The sequence below is a fragment of the Polaromonas sp. CT11-55 genome, assembly GCF_047303325.1.
Lineage (GTDB): Bacteria > Pseudomonadota > Gammaproteobacteria > Burkholderiales > Burkholderiaceae_C > Polaromonas.
In genome coordinates this window covers 97,557-119,938 of sequence record NZ_JBKBEX010000004.1, presented here as the reverse complement: position 1 = coordinate 119,938, position 22,382 = coordinate 97,557, and the positions used below count along the sequence as shown (strand labels likewise).

Below are 22,382 nucleotides of genomic sequence, written 5' to 3'. Positions count from 1 at the left end.
CTAGAGCACAGCGGCCAGCTGGTCCAGGTCCAGCGAAGGGACGAACTTAGGGTTGACATAGCGCTTGCGGATCTCGGCTTCGGAGAACTCCACCATGTCCGCGCTCTTGGCGCTGTCGCCGCCGCCCTCGATCCAGGCGCTTTCCCAGATGTGGGCCAGGTTGCGTATGCCCAGGGCCATGACTTTGGCCGTGTTGGCGCCGAATTGTTCCCACAGGCCGTCTATCACTGCGCGCGAGGCGCCCTCGCCAAGTTCAACATAGGCGTCGCATATCTCTGAAGGCGGGATCAGCCGGGCTACGTCGTCCATGAGCTTGACGGTGGCAACCGCGGCCTTGCGGCCTTCGTCAATTTTGGCCAGCGCGGCGGCCGGCTTGGCCAGCACCTTGTCGATGGCCTCGAACAGCTCGGCGGCCTTGGCGTCAATCATCTTGGTTTCGTAGATGGAATGCACGCCTTTGGCGGGCCAGTCCTTCTTCGGCTTGCCGGTGCTGGTGACGCCTTCGGTGGCCTGGTCCTGGTAGCCGTCGGCCAGGAAGGAGCCGTGCAGCGGCTGGCAGGCATCGCCCACATAGTGCGCCAGCAGCCCCGCCGCGGCCACATAACTCGCATAGTCCTTCTTCTCGACATAGCCGACCATGGCGTCGTAGAACTGCCAGACGCGAAACGGCAGGCAGCCGCGCGACTTGGAGGCGGTGGAACCCACGCTGTCATAAAAGCCCTGCCAGTATTCCACCGCCACCCTGTCGGTGTCCTGCATGCACAGCTCGCGCAGGCTGGGCCCGTCGTTGGGGCCTGGGATGTCAATGTCGGCGTAGTGGGTGGGGTGTTCCGGCCCGCTGTTAAAACCGGTGTCGCGCCCGCCCTTGACCTTGCCGGGCTGCTTTTTCCAGATCACGTCGGGCACGTCGGCCAGGGCGATAAAACCCGTCGTGTCCTTGAGCGCCTCGTTGATCTTGCCGGGCGCGATGTCGGTACGGTCAAAGCTGATGCGCAGCGCATTGGCCGCCAGCAGCTTGGCGAGCTTTTTGTCCTTGACCTGGCCGACCGCGACATTGCCTATGCTGTAGTGGCCGGTCGCACCCCAATAGGGTTGGGCCGCCGTGTTGTGGGCCGACACCAGTTCCACGTCCAGCAGCTTGCAGACATTGCTGAGGTTGGTCGCCAGCGCGAAGTTGTAAGCCCCGCCGTCGACGCTGAAAGTCTGCGCGCCCCATTCCACCGCGAGTGGCCGGTAGGACACCTTGCCCGGCACGCCTTTGCTGTCTTTCTCTTCTTCCGACTTGAGATGCCAGACCGTGCCGGAGTCGCCCGGCTGTGTCTGGTGATTGCCTTCCTGCGGCGCGATCAGCAGGTCTGCGACGTAGTCATAACCGCCCACCGATTTGTAGCGGTAAAACAGCGCCTTGATGCGCCCCTCCAGATGGCCGGAAGCCGCGCCGAAGGCGGATACCGGATGGTCTATCAGCTGCAGCCCCAGGTTCTGCTCATTGAGGTCCGCCAGCGCGCCCACCTCGCCTATGCCGTAGACACTGCTGGTCCAGTCCCGGGCGTCGTCGACCTCGACCAGGCCGACGTCCAGGTTCAAATAAGTCTGCTTGCCCGCAAAAGACGGATAGACCTCGGTGAAGGGCAAGCGCGTGAGCTGGCGCTCGGAGGCATGGCCGATTTCGACTTCTTCGCCGCGCAGCCGCGCATGCACGGGCTCACCGGGCTCGCCGCAGACATGGCGGTTGGTCAGTGCATAAATCGTGTGGCCGTCGCTGACCAGGCAGCCGGCGCTGGCCGTTCGCAGCAGGCCCTGGTTGCGGATCAGCAGCGGAAAGCCGCCTCCTATGGCCGCCTCGGGCCAGATCCAGGAGGGCAGCGGCTTGGTGGCCGGGGCCTGCGGCTCAACCTTGACGACACAGACAGGCACCACGCGGCCGTCGGGTAAATAAAGCATCTTGGGCACCATGTCCTGCGGGTGCAGTTTGCTGCTGGAAAAGGCTTTCTCTTCCACCCATTCATCCACCATCACCAGCATGCAGGGCCAGGAATAGGGCCGCACCTCGGAGTTGGCGAAAGTGCGTTCCACTTTCTTTTTGCCTGCGGATTTTTTGACCGGGTTTTTCGCGTCGGGCCAGGGGTCGCTGCGCCGTATCAGGTACAAGCCCACCGCCGTGCCCACCACGTTGCGCTTGTTGAGCATGTGCACATGGAACTGGTTGCGCGCGTCCAGGAGGTCGCGCACGGAAAGGCTGCTATAGCTGTTCTGGCTGCTCAGGATGTCCATGGAATTCCTCCGTGTGGTGAGGCTCAGGCCTGCAGGCATTGTGCGCAGCGAAAACGGCCTGATCAATCCTCCAATAAGAGGAGAAAACCAGCTTCACCGGGCTTTGTGACGCGGGTATGTCCGGGCCCTCTTCAGCAGGGCAATGCAAGCAATAAAACAAGCGATGCAAAAAAAGCATGGCCAAAACAATGTCTTTCTGGCGACATTGCGAGATCATTCAAGTTACAGCCAAGTCAAAGCCATGCGTACGAAATCCAGGGCAAAACCCGAAGCACATGGGCCACTCGCGGCGTCCCAGACCCTGTGGCCCGCATGTGTATTCAAGCGATCCGCTTCGATACACGGCGGACGAAAGTCAAATCCCGCCACCACCGGCAGTTGTGGCCGGGCAAACATCAGAAGGTGAATGACATGGAAGCCATCTACGCACCCCATGCGATGTCAATTTATCTGCCTTTCGCACTGTATTTCGTCGTTGCCGTTATCGGCTGGCGAATGATGAAAAGGCAGCGCAAGTCCAAGGCCGAAAGAGCCGTTTACTGGCAAGCTTGTTACATCAAACTGGACAGCCTTGCCAGGTCCCACCGCCGGCAGGCCGCGGAGCTTGAGATCCAGGCGGAGAAATTCCGCCTGCGCTGGCAACATGAGCAGCGGGCACTGCAGAAAAGAAAGTTTGACGCGATGTTCACAAGAAACAGGCCGGGGCCAAACCAGGCATTGGGGAATTTCAGTAGCGGCCAAAAGCTTTCTTGACCAGGTAACCCAACGCGACCAAGCCCACCAGAAGGCCCCACTTGGTGTACCAGGCGGCCCACCATGGCAGCGTCTCCTCGTAAGAGGATGACGCCAATTCCTTGGCGGCCCAGAAATCCAGTGCCGGCCACCAGCACAGCCACAACAGTGCCAGCAGGAAAGGCCAGACGGCCTTCGGGCCCAATGGGGGAATATCGCTTGCGAGTCTCCAGGAAAGCCCCGTGAGTACCACCAGCACGGCCAGGCGCGCCAGCACAGGGCCTGCCACGGCCATGTCCAGGCCCAGGTAGGCCGCAAATTTCCACACGACAAACACTGCCAACGCCACCACGGCCACAAAAAGAAGCCAGCTATCCTCACGGTCGACTTTGCTCATGTCCACCTTCTTTTCATTGTTAAAACTTTCATCAAAATCCACGAATCACCCAGTGCGGCCAGCACAGGCTAAAGGAGAGTGAAATGGGAAGGCAGAGCTTGCGCAAGGCCGCCAATTGCCTCAGCACTGCGTCTTTCTGTGTCGGCCCCAAAGCCAGCGCCTTGCGGTAGACCTGGTCGGCGCGCCCGGCCAGGTCGGGCCGCTGCGGCTGGTCCAGGGCCGAACCGAGGTTCAACCAGTCATCCGCCGCCACCGACCGCGGCCGCGTCGCCAAGACCTGTTGCACAAGTTGCGCGCACTCAGCCCAACGTTTGTCCGCATAGGCGCGACTGGCTTCGCGAAGCAGCCTGGATTCGGATGCGGCCGAGGACACCGGGGAAGAAAAATCTGGGGGCATGACGGCAAGGCTGGCGTGTGTCATAAGTGAAGTCCCGAGTTCTGTAAAGGCGCCATGCTTGCGGGCGGCAGCTCCGCGCCGGCGATTGGTCTCGTGGACCGTCCTTCGGCATTGCCACCGGTACAACTGCATTCATGGGCATCCGCCTCGCCCTTCCCTTGCGCCCTCCGAGCCCATGCAGGTCTGCGGTGGCGAACAGGTACACGACATAGGAATCAAGCATAGTTTTGCGAAAGAGGCGGAGCGGGCGAAATTGTCTTTACCAAGACAATCTGTGGCGATTTATCCAGGCACCGCCCCGCCGGCGGCGGTCAAGACGACGCGGCCTGCCGCATCAGCGCAATGAGTTCTTCCAGTGTCGGCTTGGTGATGTTCATGCGGGCCTGCCGGTGTCTGCGGGAAAACTTCAGCCAGGTCTCCAGCGAGCGCAACTCCAGCATGCCGTAGTTCACGCGCAACCAGCCGGCCGTGACCAGATGGTGCACGGCATCGGAGAAGACGCTGCGCGATACACCACACACGGATGCAATGACTGTTTGCTTGACCGGAATTTGCACGGACGTTCCTTCAAGACCGCGCGTCGGTGGCCGCGATGAGTTGTAGTACAGCGCCTCGGCGAACAGCGCCAGGCCCATGACCACTCGCAGCGGCGGGCTGCCCTGCTTCATGAGGGCAATCATCTCCGAATGTTGTCGGCTGCGCCAGGCCATCAGCAGCGCCATGTAGCGGGCGAATTCCGGCTCATCCCGAAATGCCGCCAGCGCGTCGGCCGCCGGCAGGCACACCGCACGAACCGGGGTCAAGCATACGTAGTCCAAGGACGAGGGGTAGCGGTTGAGCAAGGGCTCTTCGCCAAACCAGGTCCTGGGGCCATAGATATTCACCTGGATGCAGTCGCCCTCCTGGAGAGGTACGCTGGCACCCACCAGGCCCGACACGATGTAGGTCCATGCGGCCACCTGGCCGCCTTTCGGCCAGATGACATCGCCCGCAACGAAGGCCGTCATCTTCACGCGGGACAAAATTTGAAGCGCGAATCGCTCAGTGATTCCCAAACCCGTCAGCAACTGATAGATATATGCGCCAGACACCCTTGCCCCCCTTAAGGTCAACAACATCGATAAGCCCTCTGGGGCCGGGTAGCCATCGATGGCGCCCCCGGGGCAACGATGACGCGAGCATAGGCCGCTCATGAACAATCGAAAGGAACACTGTCCGCAGAAAGGCAATCTCGGCGTTTTTTTCTGGGTAATTTTTCCCAAATTGATTCACTGTCGAGCGCACGACCCGCCCTCTCGACAAAACGGGCAGAAGCGATCCACCGGCTTGTGCGACGAGAGCGGCGGCCAACACGCCGGGCCGCGAGCATTTCAGGTGAGTCGCCAAGGCGGCGATACGCGGCCGCTTGCGGGCCGGCTCGCCGCGGTGGTCATGCGGGCGCCGGGAAGCGCTCCATGCCAAAGGGTGCGGCGTCGAATGGCAACGACGCGCCGCTGAGTTGCGTTGCCAGCAGGCGCGCCGTGGCTGGGGCCGTGGTCACGCCCAGGCCTTCATGGCCCACCGCCAGCCACAGGCCCGATTGCCGCGGATGGCGGCCGATGATGGGCAGGCCATCCGGCGTGGCCGCCCGAAACCCCGTCCAGGTGCGCACAGTATTGAGGCCGGCCAGCGCCGGCAGGTAGTCCAGCGCACGGCCCAGCATGCGCGCGAGCATGGGCGCTTCCACCGCCGGGTCGGTGGTGTCGAATTGGCGCGAGGAACCTATCAACAGCTGGCCGGTCGGGCGCGGCTGGACGTTGAAGGCCACCGATGCGCCGTCACTGCTATGCGCGCTGCTGATATAGCCGAGTTCAACCAGCTGGTGGTGCACCGTGCCCGGATAGCGGTCGGTGATTGCGAGGTGGCCCTTCTTGGGACGTATCGGCAGGTCGGGACAAAGGCGGCTTGCCTCTATGCCCGCGGCCAGCAGCACGGCGGCGGCGCTGCGCCAACTGCCGTCCACCAGGCGCACGCGGGATCCCTCGATGGCGGCGACTTCTGCCTGCTCAAAAACGATGGCGCGCGGTGCCTGCGCAAGCAGCCAGCGCGCGGCATTGGGCGCATACACCACGCTATCGCCGCCGACCTTGAGCGCCCCGGCCAGGCCCGGGCGCAGCACCGGCTCCGTCGCGGCCAGCGCGGCGGAGCCCAGCAGTTCGCAAGCGACGCCGTGGGCCTGCAGTCGGCGCCGTTTTTCTTCGGCGACGGACATTTCGGCGTCGTTGGCGGCCAGCCACAGCGTGCCGCAGGTAGCGAAAGCGCAATCGGCATTCATGCGCGGCGCCCACTCATGCCAGAGCTTCAGCGATTCATGGCTGAGCGTCAGCTCCGCCGGGTTGTCGTCCATCACCACCAGGTGGCCCATGCCGGCTTGCGTGGCGCCGCCCAGGCCGGCGTCCAGCACCAGCACGCTGAGCCCCGCACGCGCGAGCTCATGCGCGCAGGCCGCGCCCACGATGCCGGCGCCCACCACGATCACGTCGGCATTCACAGGCGTATGCCCCAGGCAAAGGGATCGCCGTCCTCGATCAACAAGGTCGCCTCGGCGCTCATGTGGGCGCGCCCGCGCAAGGTCGGGATGACCTGGCCTTCCTCCTCGGCGTAGCTGGCCTCGAAGCGGCTGCCGATGATGCTCGCCTGGTGCCAGACCTCGCCGGGCGCAAGCTTGCCGTCGGCGGCCAGGCAGGCGATCTTGGCGCTGGTGCCCGTGCCGCAAGGCGAACGGTCGTAGGCCTTGCCGGGACACAGGACAAAGTTGCGGCTGTCCGCGCCGCCGTCGTCGTCCGCGAAGAGCTCGATATGGTCGATCTCCGCGCCGCCGGCGCCCGTAATGCCCTGGGCCACCAGTGCTTCGCGCAGCGACACGCTGTACGCGGTAAGGGCCTCCAGGCTGTCGCTGGCCACGCGCTGGCCGTGTTCGCTCGCCAGGAAAAACCAGTTACCGCCCCAGGCCACATCACCGCGCACCGTGCCGTAACCCGGCACCTCGACGGCCACCTGGCGCAGGTGCCGCCAGGCGGGCACATTGCGCACGCTCACCGAACCGTCGCCGTGCAGCGTGGCCGTGACCTCGCCTACCGGCGTTTCGATGCGGTGCACGCCTGGCCCTATCAGGCCCATATGCGCCAGCGAGGCCACCAGGCCTATGGTGCCGTGGCCGCACATGCCCAGGTAGCCGGTGTTGTTGAAAAAGATCACGCCCGCGGCGCAGGCCGGGTCCACCGGTTTGCACAGCAACGCCCCCACCACCACGTCGCTGCCGCGCGGCTCCAGCACGGTGGCGGCCCGCCAGTCATCGTGCCGCTGCGCCAGCAAAGCGCGCCGCTCGGCCATGCTGCCGCCGCCCAGATCGGGAAAACCTTCCACAACCAGGCGAGTGGGTTCGCCGCCAGTGTGGGAGTCAATGACCTTGATTCGTTTCATGTTTTCAAGCCTGTGATGTTCAGTGATGAGCTTACTGATGAGCTTACTTCTTCTGCCGCTTCGACCCCTTCAGCCATTCGAAGGGGCCGATACGCAGAGCATCCGCCTTGGGACACGACGGCTGGACAAGAGCCCGGCCAACCTTCGCTCGAGAGCGAATCCCAAACAGCAGGGATCCGCTTTAACCCAATATTAATATATTAACGAGATATTAAAGCAGACTTTACAGGGTATCAAACAGCTTGCCAAACCGCTCCAATCGCGTTGCAGGCAAGGCCGGCGACCCGGCGCTGAAGTGATGGGAACGGTGCGGGGGTGAACCGGGGCGCGCCGTTATTGGGCGCCCCGGCGCGGGAACAGGGCCTGCTATTTGCCACAGGCCAATGCAAAGGCCGCGCCGGAAGAACGGTATGCAGGCAATGATGGCCGGCTTAGGACGATTTCCGGCGTGAAGCCGGCCACGAGGGCCCAAGGCGTGCCGGCCCGGGCGCGCTTACAGCCCTGCGGGGCTCAGTTCCCGGGGCGCGCTCACCCTCGAGATCCGGTGCAGGGCAGGTTGGGAAAAAGCGTATGCGCCCAGAATATTCAGAAGGTCCTCTTGCGCAAAGGAAGCGCCGAGGTACATCGGGCTGGCCGCACCGAGATGGCGGCGAAAGTGGTCTATGACGGCTCGCTTGCTGACGATGGGAATGACGGTGACGGCCGCAGACACCGCCAGTTGCTCCAGGAAGGCCTCCATTGCCTCGGCGCGGATGCCGCACATATGCTGCTCGCGCAGGCGGACGAATACCAGGCGATGCCGGAAGGTCTCCAGCATCCATCGCGCGCCCATCAAAGGTGTGTTGTCCACACGCATGATCAGCCTCGAATCGGACAGCATTTCCAGGCGGCTGTAAAAGTCCTCGACAGCGAGCGGGTGGAAATCCACCAGTAGCACGCTAATGCCGATTCCTCTGTGCAATGTACTGAATTCAAAAGCGTCTCTGGCACTCATGAGGGTCCCCTTCGTCGAGGCCAGGTGCGGGTTTCGCAAGGTAGATGCGGAACCACCTGGACAGCGTCGCCGCAGTGTCCGCGAGAACGCCGGGACGTAGAGAGGACTTTGTCTACGCGTGGGCAAAGCTTGTTGGAAATCGCAAATTTTTTTGCTCCGCCCGGGAGGTATTGAGAGAAACGAGAGATCAATAAAGAGGGTCGTGCGAATGTTCAGGCCACTGATCAACAACAAATGTCCGCAGAAACACATTGTTGGCTTGCCCACGCCAGCATGATTTTTACAATGACCGCGACGCTCTGGCGTTCCTTGTTTTCATCCCAAACAAGGCTGCTGTCAAGCAGTTCAAGCCCCTGCAGTGACCTCCACTGCAGGGGCTTTTTTTTGGCGCCCGAACGAACAGGCGAACGAACAGCGCCCCGGCTAGGCCCTGTCCTTCCAGCGCTGCATTTCCCACGACGGCAGGCCCCGCAGGTCGCCGACCCGCGCGCTCTGGAACTCCGCGAGCGCCGGTTTCGCGCCCAGCCTGTCGTAGGCCAGCTTGACCACAGGCGCGGTCTTGACGAACACACTTTTGACCTGCGCCCAATTGAGCGGCTCAGGAATGATCCTGGCGCCGGCAATCATTTTGGAGGTCGCGAGCAGGGACAGCGCGTCGCCTTCGGTCGACCAGGCCCAGCCGCGGCGGAACACCACCTCGTCGCGAACCACCTTGGCGCCCTCCGCCGGCGACAGGCCCCAGTAGGACTTGACCAGCTGCGACACCACGCCGGGGTCAGCCTCGCTGAGCACGCCCACGGCCTCCTGTTGCGCCAGCAGAAAAGCCAGCACCAGGTTGGGGTGCTTTTCCACCAGGCTGTTGTGCACGATGCGAAACGACCGGTGCAGGTAGTAGCCGTCCGGATAAAAAGGCGAGTTCTTCACCGAGGGCAGCAGGATGCCCGCGCCCTTGCCTTCCGGCCCGTCGTAATGGCTCTCCGTGTAGCCGTAGGAATTCATGATGGCCACCGTGCCCGTCGCCTGCGCCTTCAGGAAGGCCGGGTAGACGGCCAGCGTGGCATCCATGCCGGCCGGCACCTGCGCCGCCTCGGGCAGGGTCGGCAGGTGCACCATGCGTATGCCGTGGGCGGCCGGGTCCGGGTTGCCCAGTTCATAGCGCAGGATCTGCGTGAACGCGTTGTACGGATCCGCGCCCACCAGCGTGCCCACCGTCTTGCCCTTGAGGTCCTGCACATTGCGGATGGGCGAATCCTTGCGCGTGCACAGCAAAAACCGCAACCGCCCCTCCGCCACCGACACCAGGCTGAAAGGATGCTGCGCCACGATGGCGCGTATCGTCGGCGTGTTGCCCCACATCGCCATGTCGAGCTGGCCCGCGGCCAGGGCATCCACCTGCGGCGCGGCCGCGGGGTAGGTCCGGTAGTCCATGGTCAGGTCGTAGCCGAACTCCACTGCGTATTTTTCAATCAGCCGCTTGCTGATCATGTGTTGCGTGACCGGCGAATTGCCCGCCGCCCACGGAACCCAGCCGTAGGACATCGTGAAGGGCCTGCCGGCCTGCGCGCGCGCCATGCCGGCGACCCCGAGCGAGGCCGCCAGGCCCGCGCCCCGGCGCAGCCAGCGCCTGCGTGTCCACATCGGTACGCTGTTCATGGCAACCTCTCTTTCAGCCCGGTGAAGACCCGCCGTGAAGCCTAGGCCACCGTCGCCGGCTCGCTCGCCCGGACGTGTTTCGCATCGGCTTCATGCACGATCCGCTCCACCAGTTCATACACCTCATGCAGCTCGCCGCGCGGGCCCAGCGGCACCGTGGCCGCCAGCCGGAAGCGGAAGTAGCGCGACGCCGCCAGCGCCACCGAGCGGCTGGCCGCGACGTTCAGCCCCAGCGCGTTCGCCTGCCGCGCCAGCGCGCGCGCATTGTCCAGCGGTGCGCCCACTGCGGTAAACGTCAGGTGGTCCCAGGTGCCGAAATTGCCCACCGTGGCGCTGCCGAAATCCAGGCCGAAGCGCGGTGGCTTCACCGCCGTGTTCAGCCCCTCGGCCAGCGCCTGCATTGCGTCCACCGCGCGCAGCGCCGCCTCGCAGGCATAGCCCGCGGGGTTCGAAACATTCAGCGGCGTGTTCCACAGCGCCACCGCAGTGCAGCTTTCATAACGGTCCATCATCCCCTTGCCCTGCGCCACCTCCACCGCGAATATCTGCAAGTAATGATCGGCATGCGGCGACCAGCTCACCGCCGTGGCGTGTTGCTCGTCCAGCGCGGCGCACAGCACCGCCAGCTCGCGCTGCTCCACGCCGGCCTGCGGCGTCAGGCGGTTGGCAATGAAATGCTTCACCAGCGGGCGCGGCACATAACGCGAGAAACCCTGCAGCGCGATGCGCGCCATCGCCAGCGATTCCTGCAGGCGCCGCACTTCCGAAATATCGCTGTCCTGCGGAATGTCGCTGTCGAACTCGAACTCGCGAATGTGCTTGGCCGAGCGCACCAGGTTCTTCAAAGGCGTCGCCAGCCGGTTGGCCATCCAGAACAGCATGGGCATCAGCATCAGCAACCCGGCCACGCCCACCCCCAGCAGCATCCAGCGCATGCGCCGCACCTGCGCCAGCAACAGGTTCTGGTCCGACACCAGCGCCACATAAGCCTTGTGGTTGAACACGCCCTCAATGGGCATCACCACCGCCGCAAAGCGCTGGCCCCCCGCACCTTCGAGTGAATGGATGGGCGTGTCCTGCGATGCACCCTCCGCCACCAGCTTTTGCAGCGAGCCGTACAGCGGATCGCTCAAAGCCGACAGGCTCAGCGGCGTGCCCGAACCCAGCAGGCGGCGCAGCCGCTCGGCCTGCGACCAGCCCCAGACCCGGCCCTGCGCATCAAACAAAATCAGCTCGGCATGGCTTTCCTCGCCGCGTGCATGCAAAAAATCCGACAGGCCCCCGACCGTGAACATCGCCGCCGCAACGCCACCCCGGGCGCCGCTGAGCGGGAGCGACAGCGCCATGCCGAACTCCTCCGGCACCTTCAGCACAAAAGGATCGGTCGCCTGGAAGCTGCCCAGGTTGAGTTCGCTCGCGCCCTGGTACCAGGGGCGCTCGCGCGGGTCGTAACGCTCACCCCAGGGCCGCCGCTGGCTCGCGATCGCCGTCATCTGCTGGTCGTAGAACACCCATTCTTCGACACGTTTTTGCCGCTCGTCCACCCGGATGATCTGCTGCGCATAACGCGCCTCCGGCAGCGACTTGGCCCAGGCCCGGTCGCGCGCGCTGCGCAGCACCATGTTTTGCTGGAAGCTGCCGTCCGGGTAGCCGAACACCAGCGAGCCGATCTGCGGATAGCGCTGCTGCATGGACATCTGCATGCGCAGCACCGAAATGTCGTTCTCGCCCTCCAGCCCCGCATGCGGGTCGTTGGCGGTCGCCTCCAGCCAGGCGCGCGCCGGCTCCTGGAAGCGCAGCAGCTGCTCCTGCGTGCGCCGGCCCAGCTGCTCCAGCTCGCGCTGCGCGCCGTCAAACACAATGCGGCTGGCCGCCAGCTCCGCCAGCGCCATCAGCGCGACCACCAGCACCGTCACCAGCGCGGCATAGGTCCAGAACAGGTGGGCGCGAATCGACCTGGCGTGAAAGCTCGGTATCTTCATCACCGTTGTCTCCCTGCGGTGCTTGTTTGCCTTGCAAGATACGCCTCGCTAATGGCTTTGACAAGGTGATTGATACTGGCTTTGGGGGGCGCGGCCCTGACTAAACAGTTTGTGACGTTTGTCAGGTGGGTGAGGGGCTGGGGCGTCTCCTACAAATAGAGGAGTCTCGTTCTTGTGAAGTGGCCCGTATGCCGCGTATGCCGGCCTAAATGAGGTCCGCGCTTTGGAACACCGCATCACTGAATGAATCCAATCAGCGCTCCACCTGGAAGAGTTGCGCTAACTTAATGTCACAAATCCCATCAACCATGTCCGCAAACTAGCAGGGTCTGGCCCATGTGATTCAGGTCTGGGTGGAAATTACCACGCCGACTGAATCGGATTTTGAGGGCGTTCCACAGCTGCCACTCTAACGAGATTTCCTATTCTTATCGTAGACGCGACAAAGGTAATTGATTACCGGGTTTAAAACTTTGAGATTCAAAACCCGACCCCACGGCGCGAGAGTTGATGCGATGCGCCAAACAAGGGTTGCAACAAGAGAAGGCAGCAGGACAGTAAACAATATATCCGTCCAAACACTCGTAAGTCCATTCCCCGGCGTTCGGATGTGAATGGCACCTAGGATCGCCGGTGTGGCTCGCATATATAGCAGCACCCAAACAAGCCAGGCAGTGAAGGCCGAAATTTTCAGCCTTTCTTTCCATGCATCCGTACGCAAACCAGTCAGCGCGCGGACTGCAAAACCAGCATATAAATCGTGAGTGAGGACGAAGAGGCCTGCAATAGCCATCGAGATCGGAACGCGCCAGTCGTTGGAGCGATAGGGTACCGCCACCAGCGTCAGGATTGAAATGGCGATTACGAGACGTGCCGATTGCCTCGCGGCCAGATGCATCAGGAGATAGGGGAAACCCAGAGTCAATCTGACCGCCAGGAGGAGCTTCGGATAAACCTCGTCCCACCCCTTTGTATTGCCAAGCAGTCTCTGCTGCTTGATGTTCTCAGATATCGCCAGCCACCGAGCTTCAATGCGGGAGCCATACCCTACGTAAGCCAGCCGGGTGAATAAGAACCACGTTATTCCGAGGCAAACGCCGGTCCAATGCAGCTCATTGACTTCAGGGAGAGAGTTGGCGCCTGCCACGCATAGCGCCAGGACCGCCAGCATCGAACCGGTCGCACCCATCTTCGGTCTCACAGTCAACGGAATAGCATTACCCAGAAATGCGATCAGCGGCAAACTGAAAAAAAGAACCACTCCGCATATAACAAGATCGCGGGTTGTTCCCTCCACCGGACTTACGGACCGGAAATCCTGTTCGACGATCAGGCAGACGAACGTACCGATGAACATCCAAACTGGAAGAAACCAGTCGTGCTTGGTGGCGGGGTACATCCGTTGCTTCGCTGCTGCGTTTTCAACGGCGTCTGCTTCCCACCGGGATCCAGAGTCGTAGGCCAATGACAAGCCGGCCCCAATGATGCAGAAAAGCAAAACCCCGGTTATCCAATTGGATGTAGGGTAGGTATTAAGTCGCTGCAAGGCTAGGCACAGGGCTGCAATAACGAGAATCCGGAGCCAGCCGGCAAAATTGACTGCTCTGTTAAAGCGCACCCCCTGCTTCAAGCTAAAACCCAAAACGAGGCGCTGCTGCTGCGTCAACTCCGCCCATAGACGACTCACCTTACCGGCGGCAAGCGTCATGAGGAAATACAAGCGAAAGCTGCTCGGCTGCTGCGCCAAAAGTCCAAATGAAAGGACTTCTGCGTATCGTTGCCGCACCTCGGTCTTTCGCGCAAAACTTCCATCCCAGCGATTGAGCCGCTCCTCCAGTTCCAGATTGCGTTTCGATCCAAGCATCTGCGCCGATCGAAAATCGCTTCCCCAGCCAAAATAGTCTGTAAACCCTTCAACAAATTCCAGCGACAAGTCATCGGTATCGATCACAAACTGTGCACACAGTCGATTGGCTTCGGGGAGCAACGAGAGCGGTAGGCGGTCAAGTTCGGCTTGCACAGTCGCCCAGTTTTCGCCCGAATCCTGATAATGCAGGCGTTCCGCAACACGCTTCACGATGTCACGTGGATGCTCAAAGTGCTCGTCTGCACCCTGCGCTTGCGACTCGTGAGGCTTGATGGGAGACGAAAAGTCAGTTTCAAAACCAGTGTCTTCCGAAGGATCAGCCCGCGTCGCACCAAGCGCCCATTCATCGGTGAACGGGGCAACATCAACATTTCCGCTAGTTGGGATATTCGTTGGATGCAATGCAAGCTCTGCACCCGGGTAGTCGGTAGAGACTACTGCTTTGGCATGGTCAAGCGCATGCTCATAAGCTTCACGCAACCGCTGATATGCGATGGGATCATCGTCCGGACGCGTGAATTTCAACTTCGCCGCATAGGCCTTTTTGATGGTGATGACGTCATGAGTGGGGTCAATCCCCAGAATTTGCCAAACCATCACAACACGAAGCTCTTGTCGATGCTGTCAAGATAAGATTTGAATTCCCGGTTATGTTGACGTATCAACACCTCGTCCTGAGAATCCAGCAGCGCTTCGAAACGCGTTAAAGCATGAGAGATATCCTGGCGCTCGCGACCGAGCCGATCTTCGTACAAGCGCTTGGCCCGTGCAATCAGATACGCGTTTTCCTGCTTGTCGCGGGGGTGGATTTTGAGCGCCTTAATTTTTTCGAGCGCTATCTTGATCTCGATTTCCGTCATGACGTCCGCGTTACGCTGGATCACACTCTGAATCGTTTTCCCTGTCGCCGGAACGTGCGCTTCAACTTCAAGCAAGCCATTCACGTCATAGGAGAACCGTACATTTACCCCAATATGTCCGCGCGGCTTCGGAGGGATGGAGACCTCAAGTGTGCCTAGCAGGAGGTTCTCGGAGCCCAATGGTGATTCACCCTGGCGTACGTCCAGAATAATCAGGGTTTGTCCGTCCTGCACCGTGGAATAGGTTTGTACACGCGATACGGGCACCGCCGTATTTCTTTCAATGATGGGGGAAAAACGATCGTCATATCGGCGCCCATCCACTTCCTCTGTAACCACCACACCCAGTGAGTACGGCATGACATCGGTAAGGACTAATTCATCAAGCGCTGCATCGCGGGCTTTTAGGGCCGCCTGGATCGCTGCGCCCCTCGCGACTGTCTCATCTGGATTAATGGTCCGCAAAGGAAGTCTTGCAAACAAACGCGTAACCATCTGGCGAATCATAGGCATGCGGCTGGCACCGCCGACTAGAACAATTTCGGTCAGGCTGGACGGTTCAAGCTTGGCATCCATCAAAGCGCGCTCCAGCGGCCGACGCAAACGCTGCAACAGCCCGGCACAACGCCGCTCATATTCGGCACGTGTCAATTCCAGTACGACGCTTCGATCCAAACACTGCAGACGCATGGTCGTCATTTCATGCTCCGTAAGATCGCGCTTGGCCTGCTCGGCCGCGTGCCAAAGTGCGCCATCCTCAGCCAAACCCGCTTTTTCCTTGGCATTCAGATCTGGAGCCGCTTCGATAAACCAATCCCGCAATACCTGTACAAAGTCTTCGCCGCCTAATCGCGTATCGCCCGCACTTGCGCGTACCTGAACAACCCCATCGAAGTATTCCAGTACGGATACGTCGAATGTGCCGCCGCCCAAATCGAACACCAGAAAGGTCGCGTGGTCCGTGCGTTCCTGCAGCCCATATGCCAGCCCTGCCGCCGTCGGCTCATTAAGCAAACGTTCCACCTTGAGGCCTGCCAGACGGCCTGCCGCCTGCGTCGCCTTGCGCTGTACATCATTGAAATAGGCGGGCACGGTGATGACTGCTTCAGTCACAGACTCCCCCAGCCAGGCCTCTGCATCGGCCTTCAGCGCTTTGAGAACGAGCGCACTGAGTTCTTCGGCGCGCATACTTTGTTTGCCCAACTTGATGTTGTGGTCAGTTCCCATCCACCGTTTGAACGCAGTTGCGGTGAGATGGGAATGCGTTGCTTGCCTTTCACGGGCGGGAAGGCCGACCAGTATCATTCCGTCGTCGGCAAGGCTGATTGCAGAAGGCGTCAATAGGTGGCCCAGCGCGTTGGGGATAAGTTCCGTTTGGCCGTTCCTAAACACGCTGATCAAACTGTTGGTTGTTCCAAGGTCGATTCCTACTATCATTTGATTCCTGCTTGTTGAATTGCGCTAAAGCCTAACCCAGCCTTTCCATCGACTCTTGACTCCATTCCTTGTGCGCGGAAGGCAGTGCAGACGTAATCAGGTTTGGAAGATTTTCAGCAACTTCACTTTTTCTTCAGCAGATAGTAGTGAACTCTGCCCGGCCCACGCTCCATGAAATACAGAAGGTAGTCACCTTGGTTGACCGCCATCGGGCCGTGTATATCAATCAATCCACCAGTACTCACTTTGCGCGTTGTATTCGCTTTCGAGAAATCGACACTTGCCATTTCAGTGAATGTGTTGTGGCAGTAAATTTCATTGGGACGTGTGGGGTATCTCGTCATGCAATCGCTCGCCATCATGAGCAGTGGTTTATCACGCTCTCCCTTCAGCAAGTAAACGAGCGCGTCACCTGAACGAGAAACAACCACCTCGTTGACTTTTAGGTTTCTTCCGTTGAAAAACTCATTGCGTTTTTCGATGACAACATAGTTTCCAATTAGCTCTTGTGCCGCGGAGTCAAACGCAGCTTGTCGTTCTTCTGGTGTCCGTGGATCTACAGGTGCAGGTGTAGTAGCGCACCCCGTCAGCAGGATCGCGACAAAGCCGATCACGCAGACTTGCTTCACCCTTTTAGAGATACGGTCGTACATTTTTGTTTCCTAAGAGTTGTTTGTCATCTGACTGTTATCGGCCCAAGTAATTCCAGTAACCGCGAGTGTCGCCTCGGCGAAGTCTTCACGCGGCCAGTCTTCAAGGTGTTGAATTTCGCCGAAACCTGACCCAGTTTTTCCATCAAATTTTGACCCGTACCCCAACGTGAAGGAGTGGGTGGGCCTACGTGGGTCTCGCTTGGATGGAAATCACCGTTCTAACGGGATCAAATTTCGACAGAACTCAACAGGCATAGTTGTTTGGAATTCGAGATTTGTCTATTTTTAGAACCTCTAAAAGTGCCTCTGCAGCATTCATTTCATTCATCTAAGGATTCCTTGGTAAATTGGTGGGACATCCGCCACGAGCAATTAGAAGGTGACTGGCAAAATCACTCCGTGGCCGTCAACCATGTCCCAAGTGATACTCGAAAGTACTTTTACTGCGTCGGCCCTACGCGTTAAAGCATCGAGCATTAAAGCCTCAAGCTCTGCAGGACACATCATCCGTCGGATGCCCCCGCTGTCCAGCAACTCGACCCGATAGATCGCAAGTACATGATTAATTAAGAAGCGATAGGTCGCTGTTTTGACGTCCGAAGATAGTTCGATAGAAATAAGTTGCACAGCGGTTTACTTCTTGAAGACGGCGTAGTGTTGATTGCGTCGAAGCCTGATCCAATCTTTCCATCAACTCTTGACCCACACTCTTTGGTCACGGTGTTGAGTTTCGCCGAAGCCTGATCCAGTTTTTTCATCAAAGTTTGACCCGTACTCAACGTGAAGGAGTGGGAGGGCCTACGTGGGTCTCGCTTGGATGGAAATTACCGTTCTAACTGGGTCAAATTTCGACAGAACTCAACACCGAGGGGCCACTCCATAACGGGACTAGATTTCGATGGATTTCAGCACTTAAAGATATGTGCGAAAAATACCAACTCAACTTCCAGCACAATTCATACGACTACCCATTTGGTAACTCGACAAGCATTTCACTATTCATATTCACCGGCAACTCAAGAAAACTCTTCCAACCTCGCAACGCCGCCTTGAACTCACCAAGCGGACAACTCCACAACGGCCAATCGGGATGATCTACAAACTGCTGATGCTCTACCTCTACACGATCTCGATATATGTCGGTAAAAAAAGCGTTTCCAGTCCAACCAGCTTTCTCACTTTCCCCTCGTTCTACTTTTTCGATCTCTGAAAGAACATCGGCGCAATGATCAGGCGAATTTATATCGAAGTGAAAAACGCCACCGAGATATTTCGCATAGTCAGTCTCGCTGACCGTTTGACTACCGACTACCTCCACAGCGGACCATAACGTTCCACCGTTCTGTCCATCTGAAGTTATTCCCTGGTCATAGTAAAAACGTAAGATCGTCAATTGGTTACTCCATATTTTGGATAGGCTGTTATCCGAGGACTAACATAGCCCTCCACTACGACACCACTCGGCGTTACTGACCGCCACATAGGTACACCACCTGGACCAATTATCGAGGTACGTGCGGTGCTGTTCCAGGCCGCATCTATTTCAAACTTGATTCGGTCAGCCGTCCAAGAACTGGGAAACATTGTGTTGACACCTCTATTGCTAACCTTGTCTACCCAATTTCCACTTGCGTCCTTCATCTGAACCTTCGCCTCATAAACCCCGTTCACGTCCGGCGCATTTACGACCTGCACAACCTTCACGTCGCCATTTACTGTACTGTGACCACCAGTTGGCCCGCGGCGATTGGAGTCAGCACCAATCACATGTGCGACGTCTATTGGGGCAGTTACTTTATCGGCGCTAGCTGCAGCCGCCGCATTAGCCGCCGCCTCTTTCGCACTAATGACTACAGGTTTTCCACCCAACTGACCACTGTAAACATTATCCAAGTCCCCGTCCCCAACAACAGGATTCGTGCCTGTCTTACTTGGGGTTCCAGAGGGAGCCAAGCTGGCCTTCCAAGCTTGGAGGCCTTTAACCGTTAATGGCACAGCGACACCAATAACGCCCAATAGCCCGACTCGATAAGCTTGGTAGTCCAATGCATCTTGCACCAGCCCGTTGCACGCGGTCGGACTCAACCCTTGGCAATTGCCGCTGCGGAAGATCGAAACATCCTGAGCGCGCTGTATGTCATTTCCATAAATCGCGGAAGTGCCGTAAATCGAACCGTAGATATTGATGTTGGTTTGGCGGTTTGTGAAAATCTCTTCATCCCAACGTGTGCTGAAGATACCCACTACCTCTGCATTTCCAGCCGCCTCGCCTTCTAGCTTCTGAATACCTCCTACATCACCAGCGACAATCAGAGATTTAATTTTTTCGATATTGGCGTTAGACAGAAGAATGTATTTGTCGCGCAACGCTCGCTCTTGCGCATCCGTACAACCTCCGGTCTTGGCCTTGCAGGCAGCCATTTCCGCTTTCATGGCCGCGGCTTGGTCATGTTTCAGGAAGTTATTCACGACCTCATTAGCCGCAGCCGCGCCACCCGCAGTGCCGCCCGTAGCGGCTCCCACTGCCGTTGAAGCAATCGCCGTCAGAGTTTGAGCCAAAGGCCCGCTGATACCAGCATCGGCAAGCGCCTGCGCCACCATCGGCGCGGTCAGCGTCCCGGCAGCCGCGCCAAGCGCGCCGTCTGTCCCGCCTGTCAGCCCACCAATGACGGTATGCAAAGCCAGGCGCAGAACGCCATTGCTACCCCAGTTGTCCTCGAGTCCCTTGGCTTCTGCTCTCAGGGCATTCTTGCGCTCCTCATTGGTCTCGTTCTCCGCCTGGTCTCTCAGTGCAATAGCTTCGTTAATTTTGGTCTGGGCGTAGTCCCCCACGGCTTTGGACGCATGTTGTCCAAAGTACTGAGTGATCTGCATCCGTGCATTGATCTCACGCTGCACCTTGTCGGCATCAAATATCTTGCCCAGCCCGGTTTCCGCATCCGTACTCCTGACCGCCGTGTTCCCCGCAATGCCGCTGATACCCGCACTGCTGGTGCTGCTGGCATTGCCGCTCTCGCTGCCAAGACCCAGCCCCATGCCGCTCAGGTCCAGCTTCCCTGCCGGCTGCCCGCTTGTCCCCACACTGATGCTGACGGATTTGGCGGTATAGCTGGCACTGTTCTGAATGTCCGCAATGCTCAGGGTGCCGCCTGTGCGGAAGCTGTTCTTCTGGGCATTGACGGCCTGGGTGTCGCTGGCGATGACGCTGCCCAGCAGGGCGGTGTTGCTCGCTACGCTGACCTGAAAGCCGCCGCTTCCGGCCTTGATGCCGCTTTGCTGGCCGACGCTGTTGAAGTTGCTGTCGATGTTGCTTTTGCTCGCGCTGATGCTGCCGCTCATCTTGCCGAGCCCCACGCTCACCGAGCCGCCCATGCTTTGCTGGCTGCTGGTGTAGGTGCTGCTGTCTTGCAAGCTCTTGATGAGCAGGTTGCCGCCCACATCGGCCTTGACCTGCTCGGCCTTGACGACCGCGCCTTGCAAGGTGGTGTCGCCGCCGCTGGTGATGCTGACCTGCTGGCCGGCCTTGACCTGGGTGTTGGTGTAGAAGGTATCTTCGCCGTCGGCCCTGCCTTTGCCTTTGCTGGCGCTGGCATTGACCAGGAAGCCGTCGGTGCCGAAGCTGATGCCTATGCTGCCGGATTTGCTGCTGTTGGTGCTGTTCTGGCTTGCAGTGTTTTGCGCGGCGAGCAGGTTGACTTGGTTGTCCGTCAGAAGCTGCACGGCCCGCTGGGCTTCTACGGTGCTGCCCTGGATAGTCAGGTTGCTTTCCTGCCCTGCACCCGTGGCGGCGATGGTGACGGTGCCGCCGGCCGTGACCGTGCTGCCCCTGGCGGTGTCGCTTTGGCTTAAGGAATTGCTCTGGCTGCTGGAGCTGCCTATGCTGATGGCGAGGTTGATGCCGCCCGCTTTGTCTGCCTCGGTTGAGTCACGGCTGGCGGGCGTGCCGTCGGGGTTCGTGCCTCCCGTCGCGATCTGCCCATCTTTGCCATTCATCCTTGTGCCTTGGCCGGCTTTCACGGCGTTGGCGACGTTGTTGATTGCGAGGGCGGAGTTGGCCGCGGCCAGGCCCTTCATCCGGCTATCGCTGGTGTTGTTTGCCGCCTCGCTCATCTGGCTCATGGTTTGCATCGCGCTGATGATGGGCGAGGTGACCTCAAACGTCAGCCCGCTCTGCTTGAATTTCTGTTCTGTCTCGCTGCGGCTGGTCTCCCGCGCTTCGACGATGTCGACCTTCTTGGCCACGATGGTGACGTCCCCACCCGGAGCCATGACGTCGCTGCCGACCTGCTTGTAGGCCTCATTGGCGACGAGGGTGACATTGCCGGCAATGCTGCCCACGGTGCTGGCGGCGGCGGTGGTGCCGCTGCGCTTCTGCTCAAGCGATTGCTCTTGTGAGCCTATGGTGACGCCGGCGCCACCGCTGCCCATGAGGCCATCCTCCTTGGTTTCCTTGAAGTCGCTTGACTTGCTGGTGTTGGTAGCCGCCTGGATGGTGAGCTTGTTGCCGGCGCTCAGGGTGGTTCCTGCATCGCCGATGACGCTGGAGCCCGTCACGGTCTGGTCGTTTCCAGCGACCGAGGTGATGGTTTTGCCGCCAATGCTGGAGCCCACCGCATTGCTTTGCTCGCCGCTGCGGCGCTCGGTGCTGCTGCTTGAGCTGAACAGGTCGCTCTCGCTGGTGGTCAGGCCAAAGCTGGTGCTGTTGGTCTGCTGGCCGTTGCTGATGTTGATGTTGTTGCCGGCCACGGCCGTGAGGTCACCGCTTGCCTGGACATTGGCGGCTTTGGTGTTGAGGTCGCGTCCTGCACTCAGGTTGAGGTTGCCCTGGGTGTTGATCTGGCTGCCGACGTCGGCGCTCTGGCGGTCTTCCAGGAAGTCGGTGCCCACGCCGCGTACCACGCTGGAACTGCTGCTCGTGCCCACGGTGCCCAGGTTGAGGTCGCGCTGTGCGGTGAGGCTGGTGTTGCCGGTCGCGCCATTGTTGGCGATGACGCCGGCGACGATGTTGAGATCACGCCCGGCGCTGGCCACCAGCGTTGTGCCGGTCTGGCTTGTGACGTAAAGGCCGGCCACGCGGTCTATGCCGGTGAGGCTGAAGTGGTTGACGGTGGTGCCTTCGGTGTAGTTGCTGGCGCTGCTTGTGGTGCTGGCGATGTTGAGGTCGCGCCCGGCAATCGCTGTCAGGCTGTTGACGCCGTCTATGGTGCCGCCTATGTTGTTCAGGTCGGTGCGGGCGGTGACGCTGGTGTCGTTGCCGCTGATGCGCCCGCCCAGGTTGTTGACGTTCTCTGCGGTGAGGTTGACGATGGTGCGGCCTGCCACGGTGCCGGTGTTGCTGATGTCGCCGCTCAGGTTGAGGTTGGTGACCTGCCCAGCCAGCAGGGTGCCGGTGCCGTCAAGGTCGCCGGCCTTCATGCGTGCATAGACCTGGGGCACCAAGGCCTGGGTGGTGGTGCCGTCGGGCAGGGTGACGGTTTGCTCGACCAGCCAGACGATGTCGCTGGTGAGTTGGGCCATCTGCTGGGCGCTGAGCGAAACGCCTGGGCGCAACTGGTGTTGCTGGGCAAAGGTTGTGCCCGCATCCATCAGGGCCTTGTATTGCGTTTCTTCGTTGCTGTAGCCGTCCAGGAAGCGTATCAGTTCAGCGCGGCTTATGCGTTGAGATCAGCTCCCC

Annotated in this window: 15 protein-coding genes; 1 reads left to right on the top strand and 14 read right to left on the bottom strand. The window is 60.0% G+C overall.

Features of this window, described 5'->3' with window-relative positions; genetic code table 11:
• On the bottom strand, positions 1–2,274 hold the full coding sequence (locus tag ACEN8I_RS05855; RefSeq protein ID WP_413327306.1) for a S1/P1 Nuclease: 2,274 nt from the start codon (positions 2,272–2,274) through the stop codon (positions 1–3).
• A 411-nt stretch (positions 2,275–2,685) separates the two neighbouring features.
• Between ACEN8I_RS05855 and ACEN8I_RS05850 the strand changes: the two genes are divergently transcribed.
• Positions 2,686–3,027 carry a hypothetical protein gene (locus ACEN8I_RS05850; RefSeq protein WP_413327304.1) on the top strand — a complete coding sequence of 114 codons (342 nt, stop codon included), beginning with the start codon at positions 2,686–2,688 and terminating at the stop codon, positions 3,025–3,027.
• Here the strand turns inward: ACEN8I_RS05850 and ACEN8I_RS05845 are convergent.
• From ACEN8I_RS05845 to ACEN8I_RS05785, 13 genes are all read right to left on the bottom strand, one after another.
• Positions 3,002–3,403, bottom strand: coding sequence for a hypothetical protein (locus ACEN8I_RS05845; protein WP_413327302.1), 402 nt, complete (start codon positions 3,401–3,403; stop codon positions 3,002–3,004). The two genes, ACEN8I_RS05850 and ACEN8I_RS05845, sit on opposite strands and share 26 nt — an antisense overlap.
• Before the next feature lie 31 nt (positions 3,404–3,434).
• On the bottom strand, positions 3,435–3,824 hold the full coding sequence (locus ACEN8I_RS05840; protein ID WP_413327299.1) for a hypothetical protein: 390 nt from the start codon (positions 3,822–3,824) through the stop codon (positions 3,435–3,437).
• A 287-nt stretch (positions 3,825–4,111) separates the two neighbouring features.
• Positions 4,112–4,918 (bottom strand): Crp/Fnr family transcriptional regulator, encoded by an 807-nt coding sequence (locus tag ACEN8I_RS05835; protein ID WP_413327296.1) that lies wholly within the window; start codon positions 4,916–4,918, stop codon positions 4,112–4,114.
• A 311-nt stretch (positions 4,919–5,229) separates the two neighbouring features.
• Positions 5,230–6,330, bottom strand: a complete 1,101-nt coding sequence (locus ACEN8I_RS05830; RefSeq protein ID WP_413327293.1) for an NAD(P)/FAD-dependent oxidoreductase — start codon at positions 6,328–6,330, stop codon at positions 5,230–5,232.
• On the bottom strand, positions 6,327–7,262 hold the full coding sequence (locus ACEN8I_RS05825) for a 4-hydroxyproline epimerase (RefSeq protein ID WP_413327291.1): 936 nt from the start codon (positions 7,260–7,262) through the stop codon (positions 6,327–6,329). The genes ACEN8I_RS05830 and ACEN8I_RS05825 overlap by 4 nt, the downstream gene beginning before the upstream one ends.
• 493 nt (positions 7,263–7,755) lie before the next feature.
• A complete protein-coding gene (locus ACEN8I_RS05820; protein WP_413327289.1) occupies positions 7,756–8,256 on the bottom strand; it encodes a hypothetical protein in 501 nt (166 codons plus the stop codon).
• Positions 8,257–8,679: 423 nt separating this feature from the next.
• Positions 8,680–9,909, bottom strand: coding sequence for an ABC transporter substrate-binding protein (locus ACEN8I_RS05815; RefSeq protein ID WP_413327287.1), 1,230 nt, complete (start codon positions 9,907–9,909; stop codon positions 8,680–8,682).
• 41 nt (positions 9,910–9,950) lie between these two features.
• Positions 9,951–11,894, bottom strand: coding sequence for a hypothetical protein (locus ACEN8I_RS05810; protein ID WP_413327285.1), 1,944 nt, complete (start codon positions 11,892–11,894; stop codon positions 9,951–9,953).
• A 406-nt stretch (positions 11,895–12,300) separates the two neighbouring features.
• Complete coding sequence (locus ACEN8I_RS05805) at positions 12,301–14,355, bottom strand: hypothetical protein (protein ID WP_413327283.1); 2,055 nt, start codon at positions 14,353–14,355, stop codon at positions 12,301–12,303.
• On the bottom strand, positions 14,355–16,055 hold the full coding sequence (locus ACEN8I_RS05800) for an Hsp70 family protein (RefSeq protein ID WP_413327281.1): 1,701 nt from the start codon (positions 16,053–16,055) through the stop codon (positions 14,355–14,357). Before ACEN8I_RS05800 ends, ACEN8I_RS05805 begins: the two co-directional genes overlap by 1 nt.
• Before the next feature lie 122 nt (positions 16,056–16,177).
• Complete coding sequence (locus ACEN8I_RS05795; protein ID WP_413327279.1) at positions 16,178–16,708, bottom strand: hypothetical protein; 531 nt, start codon at positions 16,706–16,708, stop codon at positions 16,178–16,180.
• 964 nt (positions 16,709–17,672) lie between these two features.
• Positions 17,673–18,101 (bottom strand): hypothetical protein, encoded by a 429-nt coding sequence (locus ACEN8I_RS05790; RefSeq protein ID WP_413327278.1) that lies wholly within the window; start codon positions 18,099–18,101, stop codon positions 17,673–17,675.
• Positions 18,098–22,294 (bottom strand): hemagglutinin repeat-containing protein, encoded by a 4,197-nt coding sequence (locus tag ACEN8I_RS05785; RefSeq protein ID WP_413327275.1) that lies wholly within the window; start codon positions 22,292–22,294, stop codon positions 18,098–18,100. The genes ACEN8I_RS05790 and ACEN8I_RS05785 overlap by 4 nt, the downstream gene beginning before the upstream one ends.
• Between the last annotated feature and the right edge of the window lie 88 nt (positions 22,295–22,382).

Excerpts from the sequence above, each read along its gene's own strand:
- ACEN8I_RS05855 (WP_413327306.1), bottom strand. The coding sequence starts at position 2,274 with ATGGACATCCTGAGCAGCCAGAACAGCTATAGCAGCCTTTCCGTGCGC.
- ACEN8I_RS05850 (WP_413327304.1), top strand. The coding sequence starts at position 2,686 with ATGGAAGCCATCTACGCACCCCATGCGATGTCAATTTATCTGCCTTTC.
- ACEN8I_RS05845 (WP_413327302.1), bottom strand. The coding sequence starts at position 3,403 with ATGAGCAAAGTCGACCGTGAGGATAGCTGGCTTCTTTTTGTGGCCGTG.
- ACEN8I_RS05840 (WP_413327299.1), bottom strand. The coding sequence starts at position 3,824 with ATGACACACGCCAGCCTTGCCGTCATGCCCCCAGATTTTTCTTCCCCG.
- ACEN8I_RS05835 (WP_413327296.1), bottom strand. The coding sequence starts at position 4,918 with ATGTTGTTGACCTTAAGGGGGGCAAGGGTGTCTGGCGCATATATCTAT.
- ACEN8I_RS05825 (WP_413327291.1), bottom strand. The coding sequence starts at position 7,262 with ATGAAACGAATCAAGGTCATTGACTCCCACACTGGCGGCGAACCCACT.
- ACEN8I_RS05820 (WP_413327289.1), bottom strand. The coding sequence starts at position 8,256 with ATGAGTGCCAGAGACGCTTTTGAATTCAGTACATTGCACAGAGGAATC.
- ACEN8I_RS05815 (WP_413327287.1), bottom strand. The coding sequence starts at position 9,909 with ATGAACAGCGTACCGATGTGGACACGCAGGCGCTGGCTGCGCCGGGGC.
- ACEN8I_RS05805 (WP_413327283.1), bottom strand. The coding sequence starts at position 14,355 with ATGGTTTGGCAAATTCTGGGGATTGACCCCACTCATGACGTCATCACC.
- ACEN8I_RS05800 (WP_413327281.1), bottom strand. The coding sequence starts at position 16,055 with ATGATAGTAGGAATCGACCTTGGAACAACCAACAGTTTGATCAGCGTG.
- ACEN8I_RS05795 (WP_413327279.1), bottom strand. The coding sequence starts at position 16,708 with ATGTACGACCGTATCTCTAAAAGGGTGAAGCAAGTCTGCGTGATCGGC.
- ACEN8I_RS05785 (WP_413327275.1), bottom strand. The coding sequence starts at position 22,294 with ATGGATGCGGGCACAACCTTTGCCCAGCAACACCAGTTGCGCCCAGGC.